Origin of the sequence: Paenibacillus abyssi (genome assembly GCF_014640295.1) — a bacterium.
GTDB classification, from domain to species: domain Bacteria; phylum Bacillota; class Bacilli; order Paenibacillales; family Paenibacillaceae; genus Paenibacillus_D; species Paenibacillus_D abyssi.
Genome location: NZ_BMGR01000016.1, coordinates 61,746 through 74,838 on the forward strand (window position 1 = coordinate 61,746; position 13,093 = coordinate 74,838).

General features: G+C 49.7%; 12 protein-coding genes. All 12 read right to left on the bottom strand.

Annotated elements, in window-relative coordinates; translation table 11 throughout:
• Positions 1-610: 610 nt before the first annotated feature.
• On the bottom strand, positions 611-1,879 hold the full coding sequence (locus IEW11_RS20735) for a LysM peptidoglycan-binding domain-containing protein (RefSeq protein ID WP_188532991.1): 1,269 nt from the start codon (positions 1,877-1,879) through the stop codon (positions 611-613).
• Between the two features lie 93 nt (positions 1,880-1,972).
• On the bottom strand, positions 1,973-2,917 hold the full coding sequence (locus IEW11_RS20740; RefSeq protein ID WP_188532992.1) for an RluA family pseudouridine synthase: 945 nt from the start codon (positions 2,915-2,917) through the stop codon (positions 1,973-1,975).
• 19 nt (positions 2,918-2,936) lie between these two features.
• A complete protein-coding gene (gene hemL, locus IEW11_RS20745; RefSeq protein WP_373289359.1) occupies positions 2,937-4,223 on the bottom strand; it encodes a glutamate-1-semialdehyde 2,1-aminomutase in 1,287 nt (428 codons plus the stop codon).
• Between the two features lie 22 nt (positions 4,224-4,245).
• Positions 4,246-5,235: a porphobilinogen synthase gene (gene hemB, locus IEW11_RS20750; protein ID WP_188532994.1), complete on the bottom strand. Its 990-nt coding sequence runs from the start codon at positions 5,233-5,235 to the stop codon at positions 4,246-4,248.
• Positions 5,232-6,794 carry a uroporphyrinogen-III C-methyltransferase gene (gene cobA, locus IEW11_RS20755; RefSeq protein ID WP_188533049.1) on the bottom strand — a complete coding sequence of 521 codons (1,563 nt, stop codon included), beginning with the start codon at positions 6,792-6,794 and terminating at the stop codon, positions 5,232-5,234. Before cobA ends, hemB begins: the two co-directional genes overlap by 4 nt.
• 4 nt (positions 6,795-6,798) lie before the next feature.
• Positions 6,799-7,743, bottom strand: coding sequence for a hydroxymethylbilane synthase (gene hemC / locus IEW11_RS20760; RefSeq protein ID WP_188532995.1), 945 nt, complete (start codon positions 7,741-7,743; stop codon positions 6,799-6,801).
• Complete coding sequence (locus IEW11_RS20765; protein WP_188532996.1) at positions 7,743-8,396, bottom strand: precorrin-2 dehydrogenase/sirohydrochlorin ferrochelatase family protein; 654 nt, start codon at positions 8,394-8,396, stop codon at positions 7,743-7,745. Before IEW11_RS20765 ends, hemC begins: the two co-directional genes overlap by 1 nt.
• A 21-nt stretch (positions 8,397-8,417) precedes the next feature.
• Entirely contained in the window at positions 8,418-9,245 is an 828-nt protein-coding gene (ccsA, locus tag IEW11_RS20770) for a cytochrome c biogenesis protein CcsA (RefSeq protein WP_188532997.1), read from the bottom strand.
• A gap of 103 nt (positions 9,246-9,348) precedes the next feature.
• Positions 9,349-10,758, bottom strand: a complete 1,410-nt coding sequence (hemA, locus tag IEW11_RS20775) for a glutamyl-tRNA reductase (protein ID WP_188532998.1) — start codon at positions 10,756-10,758, stop codon at positions 9,349-9,351.
• A 216-nt stretch (positions 10,759-10,974) separates the two neighbouring features.
• Complete coding sequence (speD, locus tag IEW11_RS20780) at positions 10,975-11,373, bottom strand: adenosylmethionine decarboxylase (protein ID WP_188532999.1); 399 nt, start codon at positions 11,371-11,373, stop codon at positions 10,975-10,977.
• Positions 11,374-11,699: 326 nt separating this feature from the next.
• The gene (locus tag IEW11_RS20785; protein WP_188533000.1) at positions 11,700-12,290 is read right to left on the bottom strand and encodes a non-ribosomal peptide synthetase module; all 591 of its coding nucleotides are present in this window, start codon (positions 12,288-12,290) and stop codon (positions 11,700-11,702) included.
• A gap of 184 nt (positions 12,291-12,474) precedes the next feature.
• Positions 12,475-13,077, bottom strand: coding sequence for a ribosome biogenesis GTP-binding protein YihA/YsxC (gene yihA / locus IEW11_RS20790; RefSeq protein ID WP_188533001.1), 603 nt, complete (start codon positions 13,075-13,077; stop codon positions 12,475-12,477).
• Between the last annotated feature and the right edge of the window lie 16 nt (positions 13,078-13,093).

The window sequence follows — 13,093 nt, forward strand, 5'->3', positions numbered from 1 at the left end:
CTGCTTCCGTGGTACCACCTTTGTTTCGCACAAAGAAGACAACAACGTCGTCTTGTCTCATGCGACACTCAAACAGATAACGGCTGTGGCCGGCCTGTATTGGCAACATACATTGCTTGGCACAGGCAACTCCAGGGCGACTCATCGCAGTTACATCCTGCAGAACCTCTCAGCGCAGACAGTTCCGCTCTCTGAAGGCTTGGCTGCGAACATTCCCCTTCAACGTTGATCTCGATTAAAATCATTAATTTCTATGATAACCGTCTTGCAGGCCAGAGTCAATGGGCGGAGGGGAAATCTTGATACCGCCTGCGCCATTCGTGCCTTACCGCACTTGTATTGATTTCCCCTAATACAAATAAAGCCCCGTAAATGGGGCTTTGAGCTTGTCGATAAACCCCTATGATGAGAATTAGAATTTTTTTGGGGTGGGGGATCCGATTCCGTGGCGGTGGTCCTACCTTCCCTGAATATACGGGTTAAATGAAAGGAAGGGAGGACCACAAGGCCATCATTGTCATTTGAAAGTTTTCCAAAGGAAAACTCGCTTCGTAAGCATATGCTTATCGGGCTCGAAAACAGGCTTCCAGGAAAACCACCGGCTTTTAGGTTACCCCGATTTCGGGATGTATAATACCTGGCCTTCACTGACGGTTTGGTCGGAGAGACGGTTATAGAGCACGATTTCGCGCGGGTTAATCGCGTATCGGCTTGCGATTGATTCGAGTGTCTCTTCCCGCTGCACAATGCACAGCCGCAGCTTGCGAAACTCCGTATGTTCCGATTGCTTGCTCAAGAAAAGCTTTTTCCACTCCACTTCATCGCCAGGTGCCGGACGTGAAGCGGCGGCCTCCTTTTCCTCGGCTTGGAGCTCCTGCTGTCTTGCCACATACCTGGCTTCCTGCTCTCTTCGATTGGAATGAAGAAGTGTCATGATCCCGACACCGCTCTTCGGATGTTCCGGCTCGGGTTGTTTGCCGGAGAAAGCGATTTTCATTTCCTTTTTCGCCTGCTCTGGCGGCTCCGGTTCAGGTTGAGGCGCAGATAGAGGCTCTAATACAGTATCAAGCTTTGACTCGGGCTCGAGTTTGGGCTGTTCAATTTCAGCCGCAGGCTGCTTTGATTCCGCTTGTTCCTGTACCGCCTCCGGTGTTTTGCTTGATGATACGGCTGGTTGGGGGCTTTCCTTCTCGCTTTTAGCTTGTGATTCTGCCCGCTCCACGGGCTTGGGCTCATTCACTTCTTGTTCACGCTCGTCCTGTCCGATAAAGCTCGACCAAGTGACTGTCTGTGGAATCGGCGCGGGCTCGGAAGCAGTTGGTTGACTGAACACTGATTCCCCTGGCTGTTCAGCATCCTCCGGCTGCGCCATAGGCTCCCGCTCCTGCTGCAATGCCTGCTGCGGCTGCTCCACTTGCTGCGGCTCCTCTTCATCAGCATGCTGCCGGTTCCGATCAATTCGGTGGACGACGGTTATTGCCTCTTCTTGCCATGCTGCGGGCGCTTGCGCCGGCTCGGCCTGCAAGCCCTTCAACGAAAGCACTCCGGTAATGTTCAACGTTCTCGAGGAAAGCAGATCAACATCAAAGTTATCGATTTCGACAGCGATATCCTCCAGCCGGTGAACCCGGTTCAATGGAAGAGTGATTTCCACCGGTATCCAATGCTCCAGTGCTTGCGGCACTTGTCTCTCTGCTTGGGAGCTATATACACCGCTTAATAGCAAATTGCCGCGAAGCAGCACCTGCTCCCCATGTTGCTCAACTTGAATATGCGGTGTAAGCTCGATCTCTTCCAGTTCTTCAATGGCCGCTACATGCTCGGGCAAATGTACACGTTCGTATACATCAAATCGCAGACCGCTTGATTGATCCAGCACGATCCATCCTCCCTTCTCATACTCCATAACAGTTCTGACTCACTATCTATCTATATGGGATAAGGAAGAGGAGCATGACTATGAATTTGCGGGTTACGACAGCCTTTGAATCAGCTTTGATAGCCAAGCAGGGTAAGGGGAATGAATTTCCATGCCTCGCTTATCCCACGGATGGCTGAAAAAAAGCCGTTCCCCATGAAGCGCTTGATGGTCCAGCAGCCGCTGATCTCCTCCATAAAGCTTGTCGCCGATAAGAGGATGCCCGAGATAACTAAAATGCACACGAATTTGGTGGGTTCTGCCGGTTTCCAGCTGAATCCGGACTAGAGATGCCCGGTCATATCGCTCCAGCACTTCGTAATGCGTGACGGCTTGATCACCTGTTGGAGAGACCCGCCGCCTTGCCGAGTGATGGCGGTCGCGTCCGATCGGTTCATCAATGGTCCCCTGTGTTTGACTGATTATTCCCTGCACTAAGGCAATATAACGGCGTTCGATCTGCTTGCTCCGCATCGCTTCATCCAGGCGCCATTGCGCCAAATCGTTCTTGGCATACAGCACAGGTCCGGACGTATCCTCATCCAGGCGGTGGATATGCCGGACCGGTGCCGATTGTCCGGTCTGCAGCATATAACGGATGGACGCTTCATCGAGTGTTCCGGACTGCCCGGGGAAAGCAGGATGAACCGGCATGCCGATCGGCTTATCAAATACAAGGCAATGATCATCCTCAAATAAAACCGGTGGCACCGGCTGCCTAACGGTTGCCGCTGCGGCTTTGTATAAAAGATGAACGCGAAGGTCTGCCTCCGGAAATGCCCGAAGCCGCAAAACGCCGTTCTCAAGCCGTATACCGCCCACGGAGAACAATCGGTTGATCCACTTCTCCGGAAATTGCTCTAACGTCAGCAGCCACTGTTTTACGGTATAAGGATGGTCACCGTTCTTTGGCATATCGGAAGTATCCTGACCCGAAAACAAAGGGAGCGGCATTTCAAGCCACTCCCCCTTGCGTACTGCTTGTTTAAGGTCGATCATGAAAGGACCGCCTCTCTTTTTATAATCTGCGCAGCGCCTCGTCATGCGCTGCGATTGTCGCATCAATATCCGCTTGCTTGTGGACGGCTGACACGAACATGCCTTCAAATTGCGATGGGGCAATATTAACGCCGAGATGAAGAAGGTTGGCAAAATAACCTTTAAACCGATTCAAATCCGCCGTTTTGGCCGTCTCGTAATTAATGACATGTGTTTCTGTAAAGAACGGGCACACCATCGATCCTACCCGGTTTATAGTGCAAGGAATACCGTGCTTTTCTGCATTTTTTTCAAATCCGCGCTGCAGCTGGACAGACAATTGTTCCAACCGATGATAAACCTCCTGCGTCATCAGCTTCAATGTCGTGTATCCGGCTGCCATAGCCAGAGGATTGCCGGACAATGTACCCGCCTGATAGATCGGCCCGCTTGGCGCCATCATCTCCATAATCTCTCTTTTGCCTCCGTAAGCGCCGACAGGGAGGCCTCCGCCAATGACTTTGCCCATACATGTGAGATCCGGCGTGACGCCATACAAGCCTTGGGCACTGTTGTAATGAACACGGAAACCGGTCATGACCTCATCAAACACGAGAAGGCTTCCATACTGCTGTGTCACCTCACGCAGGCCCTGCAGAAAACCCGGCAGCGGCGGTACAACACCCATGTTGCCGGCGATCGGTTCTACGATCACACAGGCAATTTCCTCGCCAAACCGTTCAAATACGAGCTTGACCGATTCCAAATCATTGTAAGGCACAGTAATAGTATGGCTTGCTACACTCTCTGGAACGCCCGGGCTGTCCGGCAATCCCAGCGTCGCAACCCCCGAGCCTGCCTTAATCAGCAAGCTGTCGGCGTGACCGTGATAAGAGCCTTCAAATTTGACGATCTTAGTCCGTTTCGTATACCCTCTGGCTAGGCGAAGCGCGCTCATCGTCGCTTCTGTGCCGGAGTTAACCATACGAACGATTTCTACCGAAGGCATCCTCTCCACGACGAGCTCTGCCATCAGCGTTTCGAGCTCCGTAGGCGCTCCAAAGCTGGTACCCTTCTCGGCAGTCCGCTTGATCGCCTCAACAACCTCCGGATGGGCATGCCCCATAATAAGCGGTCCCCATGACAAGACATAATCGATATAGCTGTTGCCATCAATGTCATAAATGCGGGAACCCTCTCCCCGCTCTACGTAGACCGGAGTCAATCCTACAGATTTGAACGCACGTACCGGACTGTTGACACCGCCGGGTATGAATTGCTTTGCCCTTGCAAATGCTTCTTCCGAACGATTTCGATTGTTATCCACCATATCTATCACCCACCGTTTCTCATTTGATCCAGCGTGCCGCATCCTTGGCATGATACGTAATGATCAGATCAGCACCCGCCCGCTTCATGCCCGTCAGCAGCTCCATCACGATGGCACGCTCATCGATCCAGCCATTCGCGGCAGCCGCTTTGACCATTGAATATTCCGCACTTACATTGTACGCGGCAAGAGGGAGATCAAAATTTTCCTTCAGCATCCGGATCACATCAAGGTAGGCAAGCGCAGGCTTGACCATCAGCATGTCCGCACCCTCTTGAATATCCGACTCCGCTTCACGCAATGCTTCGCGCAGGTTAGCCGGATCCATCTGATACGTTTTACGGTCTCCGAACTGCGGTGTGGAATGAGCGGCATCACGGAATGGTCCATAAAAAGCCGACGCGTATTTCACGGAATACGACAAAATCGGGATCTGCTCAAAGCCGTTGGCATCGAGTCCCTCGCGAATCGCATGAACGAAACCGTCCATCATATTGGAAGGCGCGATAATGTCCGCACCGGCTTCTGCTTGCGAGACCGCCGCTTTAACAAGCAGCTCCAGTGATGCGTCGTTGGCCACCTCGGCATCGCCTGTGACAGCATGGTGATGTATCACTCCGCAATGACCATGATCGGTGAATTGGCATAAGCATGTATCAGCGATGACAACCAATTCCGGCGCCCAGCCTTTTACTTTGCGGATCGCTTTCTGCACGATTCCGTTCGGATCATAAGCAGGTGTGCCTTCGGCGTCCTTGCTCTCAGGAACACCAAACAGCAGGACCGCTTGAACTCCTGTGTCAACCACATCGCGGACTTCCTCTTCCAGGCGATCCAGTGAAAAGTGGTAAACGCCCGGCATAGAAGCAATCTCATCCTTTACATTCGATCCTTCCGTTACAAAAATAGGGTAGATCAAATCCTCCCGGTTAAGCACTGTTTCTCTAACCAAACTGCGCAGCGCCGCGGTACGGCGTAAGCGCCGGTGTCTGACGAGCGGGAAACTCATAATAGCTCCTCCTGTTCTCGAATCGTTCTTCGATGGTGTACTATTGCCTCAATCAATGCATCTATTGTTGCTTCCTCAGGCTCAATCGTCACATGCAGACCGGCTTCAGAAGCGGTCTTCGTTGTAACAGGCCCGATACTGGCAGTATCAATCCCGTTAAGAAGCTCTGCGGGATGCTCGATTCCGTTTCTTCGGAGCAATTCCAGTAAATTCGTTACCGTTGATGAGCTCGTAAAGGAGATGACATGAATTTCTTTATTTTTCAACATGTCAATCACTTCATCATCCTGCGTATCGGCAATAACCGTCTCATAGACATCAATCTCTACCGGTATCAACCCGCGGGCTTTCAGTTCTTTAGGCAGCACCTCGCGCGCCAAATCCCCTCTAGGCAGCAGCACCCGCTGACCAGGGAGTAGAACATCCTGCAGCGTGTCCAATAGGCCTTCCGCTTGGAATTTCACAGGCAGTACATCAACCTGAAGCCCAAGCTTCTGCAGAGCTTCCGCAGTTTTCGGACCTACCGCAGCAATGCGCGCTTTATGGAAACGACGAATATCGATGCCCAGCTTGATCAGTGAGCGGAAAAAATAATCAACACCATTGGTGCTTGTAAAAATAAGCCAATCGTAAGATTCAGCTGTAAGCAGCGCTTCTCTAATCGGGGAGAGTGCTGCTTCCCCCGTCGGCTCACGCAGTTCAATAACCGGAAATTCCAGCGGCTCCCCGCCCAGTGCTTCGATTCGATCCGCCAAATCGCTAGCTTGCGCTCTAGCGCGTGTGACAAGAACACGGGTGCCGAATAACGGCTTACGTTCAAACCACTTCAGTTTCTCGCGCTGCTTTACTACCTCTCCGACTACAATGACAGCCGGCGGCTGGAAATTCGCCTTGTGAACCAGCTCTTCAATCGTTTCCAATGTACCGACAATCGTTTCCTGTTCTACCCGGGTGCCCCAGCGCACAAGAGCAACCGGTGTACTTCCCGCCTTGCCGTGCTTCATTAATTGCTCGGCAATGTACCCGATTTTGGCAACGCCCATCAGAAAGATCAGTGTTCCCGTTGCATTGGTAACCTTGTCCCAATGAATCGACCGGTCCAGCTTCTCCGGACTCTCATGACCGGTAATGATTGAAATGGAAGATGCCAGATCCCGATGTGTGACCGGAATGCCGGCATAGGTTGGTACCGCTATCGCAGATGTTATACCCGGTACGATCTCAAACTCGATACCGTTGTCAACCAGCAGCTCCGCCTCTTCGCCGACTCTTCCAAATATTGACGGGTCACCGCCCTTTAATCGAGTTACCGTTTTCCCTTCAAGAGCAAGATCCACCAGCAGTTGGTTAATCTCTTCCTGCTTCATCGTATGACGGTCAGGCAGCTTGCCGACATAAACCTTTTCCGCGCCCGGCTTCAGATATTTCAGCAGCCGCGGGCTCGCTAAGCGGTCATAGACAATAACATCGCATGCGGTGATACACTCCAAGCCCCGAACCGTAATCAGCCTTGGATCGCCAGGCCCGGCCCCTACTAGAAATACTTTCCCCTTCTCCACCTGCTCATCCCCTAACTTCTGCCAATATCCGATCTGCGCCTCTTTCCGATAGCGCTGCTGCAACTTCCAGGCCCAGCGCTTCCGGATCGGTCCCTTCTCTTGTTTCCTTCAGCAGCAGGTCTCCGTCAGGCGAACCGACAATGCCGGTTAACGTGATGACTCCCTGATCATTCACTACCGCGTATGCCCCTATCGGAATTTGACAGCCGCCGTTCAATGCTCCTAAAAATCTGCGCTCGGCGCGTACGACGCGCTCTGAAACAGGATCATTATACAATGAAAGCAGATGCCTTACCTCTAGATCGTCTTCCCTGCATTCAATCCCCAATGCCCCTTGACCGACAGCAGGAACACACAACTCGACAGGCAAATATTCCGATGCCTTATCCAGCCACCCCATGCGTGACAGGCCCGCTGATGCAAGCACAACAGCATCGAAGCCTTCGGTATCCAGCTTGCGGATCCGGGAGTCAATATTTCCTCGTATTGATTCCAGCTGCAAATCCGGACGCGCATGCTTCAGTTGACAGGCGCGGCGTAAGCTGCTTGTCCCGATTCTGGCACCTTTTGGCAAATTCTCAAACGTAAGGCCCTGTTTCGTGATCAAGCAATCTCTCGCGTCGACGCGGGTCGGCACTGCACCATTCATTAATCCGGACGGCAATTCATAAGGCATATCCTTCATGCTATGCACTGCAATGTCAATCTCCTTGTCCAACATGGCCTGCTCGATTTCTTTAACAAACAGTCCCTTGCCGCCAACCTTTGATAAAGTGACATCCAGAATTTGGTCGCCTTTGGTCACGATTTTTCGAATCTCGAACGATAATCTCAGCCCATAATCATTGCTGATGCGTTCAAGCGCTTCAATAACCTGGCCTGTCTGCGTTAACGCCAGTGCGCTCTGTCTGGTTCCGACGATGATCGTCCGCTTCTTTGTATTGCTCATTATGTACAATCCCTCCCGTGCAGCCTTTGCATTAGTACGGCAATCTGCCGTTCCCAAGCTTCCTCATCTTGATCATTGTTCCAACTGTCCGGCGGTATGTCAAGCGCCTCCCGCAGAAGCTCGCGACGTTTCCGCTCATCGATCTCCATCTTGTTGATACGTATCCGAAGGTTACCCAGCCACTTCGTATATGACTCGTACTCTTGACCGTAGCGCTGCTCAAGCTCTTTCTTAATCCTTATGGAGAGCGCCGGACTCGCCCCTGAGGTGGAAACCGCAAGCAGAAGGCCACCCCGGCGAACGATGGACGGTATGATGAATGACCCGGTATCAGCGGCGTCGGCAACGTTTACCGGAATCATCCTGCTTCGTGCATCTTTGGCAATTTTGGCATTGGTCGTCCGTTGATCCGTTGCCGCAAACACCAGCTGCGCCCCATCAATATCCTGCTCCAGGTATTCCCTTTCAATTACGCGAATAGCCCCCACATTCGCTAAATCACGCAATCCAGCGCTAATTGCCGGACTCACCACGACGACCTCCGCACCGGACTCCAGAAGGCCTTCAACCTTCCGGGCCGCTACGCTCCCGCCTCCGACAACGACGCATTTACATTCTTCCACATTAAGCATGATTGGATAATAACGGTTCACTTCCGCTCCCCCTGCTCCTGTTCAAGACCAATGATGGAACTGTAAGGTCGAATTTAACAGTAAATACAGGATCAGCACAGCAAATGAAATAAGATTCAACTTTGCCGTACGCCATCCCGGCTGATTCAGCACTGTCCTCTGTAAAATATAACCAATGTAAAAGCCGACTGTAACAAAAGAGGTGAATATCTTCCAATCCAACAGCAGCCAAGCTTCGCTTGCCGCCAATATGGATGTAATGGCCACAGCCAATGATAAAATCAGCAAAGGCGTCCCAATAAGGACTGTTCGAAACGTATACCGGTCGATCGTCTCCAGGCTGGGCAGACGGCGCATCGCTTTCGACCACTTTTTACTTTTCAGCTTCCAGTGCAGAAATAGATACATGCCCGAAAAAATCGCACTGATCGTTAAAACGACATAAGCACAGGTAATCAAACTGATATGAACGTATAATAGCTCGCGAACAAGGTCCGACGTAACGAGCGGTATCTCATCGCTTGGATGGCTGAATATATTCAGCGTAAGAATGGCAAATCCGATCACATTTACAAAAAACACAAGAAACTCGATTCGAAAGAAACGGCTCATGACAAGCGATATCGTAACAAGCAGCCAAGAAATAAAAAATAAATAATCAAACATCGTAATGACATTCTCATTCAATTTGATATGCGAGATCATTCGATGAACAAAAAAAACGGTTTGCATGATCCAGACGAAAATAAGCAGCCCTGTTCCTGTCCGTTTTGCTCTCCCGCTTGCATCGACAACATCGGAGAAATAAAACAGAAGGCTCAGGGCGTAAACATAAATCATCATGTCATATACTAAATTTTGTGTGACCATAGGCGCCTCCCAATTGCATACACGCCTGTCTAGCGACAGTATAGCTGCGGCACGTCACGTTATTGCACACATCATGAAGGTGCTGCAGCATGTCCACTAAAAGTTACGGCGTTACAGCTGCAATTCCATTAACCGCTGCAGTGGCAGTCTGGGCCATGCCTTGTGCTGCATGATTCGGCTTTGTTGATTTCATTGCCGAAGCCGCTTCTTCATCAGCCAATCGCTCCGCTTGCTTTGCAAGGGCAAGGCGTTCTTCGAGCGCAAACAGCTTTACAAACATGTCCATTGCCTCTTTAGAATGCTTATCGTCAGCCATTTCTTTAATTCGCAGGATCGGATCATGAATCAGCTGGTTAACAATGCTCTTCGTCAGCTTACGAATCACTTTCTTCTCATGGTCATTTAGATCCGGCAGCTTATTCATCAGGCTTACCATCGTGTCTTCGTGAACGGAGGCCGCTTTGTCCTGAAGCGTTCGAATCAACGGTATGACTCCTAACGTCTTATACCACTGCTTGAACTCATCCAACTCCTGGGCAATCATCACTTCGATTTTGGCAGCTTCATTACGGCGCTGTTCCAAATTCGTCTCCACGATGCCTTCTAAATCATCAATATCATACAAAAACGCATTCTCAACCGAAGCGATCGCAGGGTCCAGATCCCTCGGCACAGCAATATCAACCATAAAAAGCGGCCGCGATTTGCGGCGCTGCATTGCCTGGTCAACTTGTTCTCTAGTCAGCACATAACCGGCAGATCCAGTAGAGCTGATGATAATATCCGCTTCATGGAGTCTGCGGATCGCTTCATCCATCGAACAAGGAATGCCATTAAATTTATCGGCCAGCTGCACTGCGCGCTCATAGGTGCGGTTAACAACGATTACCCGGTCAGCCCCATTCGCATACAGATGCTTTGCCGTAAGCTCACTCATCTTGCCTGCGCCCAGAATCATGACGGTTTTATTGGTGAATTGTCCGAATATACGTTTCCCCAGCTCAACAGCCGCATAGCTTACCGAAACCGCCGTTTCACCGATCATCGTTTCGGAATGGGCGCGCTTAGCAAGCGTGACCGTCTGTTTGAACAGCATATTGAACAATGTGCCGGTCGTTTTATATGTTTGCGCCAACAAGAACGCATTGCGTACCTGTCCGAGAATTTGCGTTTCACCAATCACCATCGAATCCAATCCGCTAGTAACACGCATCAAATGCTCAATCGCACGATCGTCCTCATACATATAAAGATGATTTGTAAATTCTTCGCGCGGAAGCTTGAACCATTGCTCCATAAAGCTTCGAATGTGATGCCCGCACATATGATGACGGTCTACGACCGCATATAACTCCGTCCGGTTACAGGTCGCGACGATAACACATTCCAATATGCTTTTTGTCTGCTTCAATTGTTTTAGTGCCAGCGGCAAATCCCGTTCTTCAAATGTAAAGCGTTCCCTTACCTCAACGGGTGCCGTCCGATAGTTCAGACCAACAACAATAATGTGCACGCGCAATCACCTGCCTGTTTTAAGTTTTACAACAACATTATAGCATAGTAAGGAAGCCTGTACGCCTACATTTATGAAAAAAGTATGAAAACCTCACTCCCTTATTGTGAGCGGATCGCTTTCACGTTATACACAATTTTCTCCATAAATGTGATCTTGTAAAAGAAAGAGCCATGGATTTGCTCCATGGCTTTAATATAAACACGCTAGTAATGATTAAACCAGCTCAACTTGTTTCAATTGCGGTTCTTCCACTTTCAATTCGCCCATTCCGCGCACCAGCTTCTTCGCATGCGTGGTTGTTGGTTTCAATACAGCCAACATATAATCGATGGCTAATTGCGGATCCACGGTTTCGCCACATGTGTAGCAATCCAGTGCGGCAAATCCTCTTTCAGGATACGTATGAATGGAGAGATGACTTTCCGACAGCAATACAAGTACGGTTGCCCCTTGAGGCTCAAACTGTTTGGCTTGTACAGAGAGTACGGTAGCGCCGCAGCTTTCGGCAGCCTCCACCATTTGGGCTTGCAAAAATTCAGCGCTGTTCAGGAGATCAAAATCTACACCCCAAGTATCAACAGCTACGTGTCTTCCGAAAGTTGAGTATTCCATCTTCCGGTTCCCCCTTCCTAGGAATAAAATGTTTAAAAAATTTCATCCGCTAGGACCTACGTCATTCACTACCCGAGGGAATAATCTCTCGCAACATTCCATGTCCTGAGTGAATCCTGGTTCCTAATATTCTTTTCAACGAAAATAAAAATAACATCTATCGCGAAGAAATGCAATAGTTTTTTTGAAAACAATATAAATTGTTATCCAATTTATTGCGGAAGCTGTAAACTTACATATCCAAACTATGTTGAAACCGCTCGTCCTGTGATATGCTCGCATAAAATAAAAAGAGCCGCACATTGGCGGCTCTACATGGCTGGAAGCTAGGCTTCCAGTACGAATAATGTGTGTGTGTGCTGTTTTAAACGTTCATCAATCGCTTGGATCTCGGCAGCATGCTTTGCTTGGTTACGTAAATCAAGCAGTTCATTGATCGCATTTTGTGCCCTTTCGATCTCCCGCTCAACCGTTCGGTTATTGAACTGTTTCTCCAGCTGTCCAAGAGTATCCTTCCATTCGAATACGAGTCGGGTTTCTCCTCCCGAGTTCTCCATGATCTTATGGACGGCACCCTTAACATAATGATAAATCATCGTATAGTTAGGATAGATACGGTTGACGATTGCATCGCCCTTGAACATCGATACAGCCTTACGCAACGCGTTCGTTAATTTCGGGTGTACTAAGCGGCAGGAAAGTACACATACGTAGAGACCATGCTGACGCTCGAAAGTGAGCCGGATTTCTTCCTTCCCGGTATCATCTTCAAGGACTAGCTCTTGATTTCCTCCATCAAGCACACGTACATGTAATCGTACATGCTGTTCGCCAAAAAAACGTACGAACCTTGACATCTCTTCTTCCGTCAACTGCAGACTGGCTTTCACATACTCTGTGGCTAACCGCTGAGCCATAAAAATCTCCTCAATTCTTTAAACTTACACGTTGGATGACTTTCTGCCTAAGTATATTATACGCCATTTATATGTTTTATTCCTGCCGCCCAGCCTTTATATTTCAGCATATTCCTGAAAAATCGGGAAGAATCCACGATGAGCATTGCCTTTTTCACTGTATTCTCTCTTTTCGAGTGAATGTTTAGCGAGTTTCTTCGTTATTATCGATCTTTTGCAAAATAATCTGCCACAATTCATCTCTTCCCTTGCCGGTCTCGGACGAGAAGAGCACGACCGGATCCTGTGGATCGGCCTGCAGCGTTTCTTTGACGACCTTAATGTGCTTGTCCCATTTACTGCGCGGTAACTTATCTGCTTTGGTCACAACGATACAAACCGGCATCTCATAATGCTTCAGCCAGTCATACATCATCTGATCGTCCTTGGACGGCGCATGTCGCAAATCCACAACCAGCAATACCAGCTTAAGCGGCTCGCGGTCCTTTAAAAACGTTTCAATCATGACGCCCCACTGCTGGCGCTCCGTTTTGGAAACCCGTGCATAACCGTAACCCGGAAAATCGACAAAGTATAATTGCTCATTGATCCGATAATAGTTCAACTGCTGGGTTTTTCCCGGCTGTGAGCTCGTGCGCGCCAAATTTTTGCGCATAATCATTTTGTTAATTAAGGATGATTTACCGACATTAGAACGCCCTGCCAGAGCAACCTCCGGCAAGGCGTCTTCGGGATACTGATGCGGTTTTACCGCACTGATCACGAATTCGGCGTTTGTAATTTTCATCTGGAATATTCCCCGC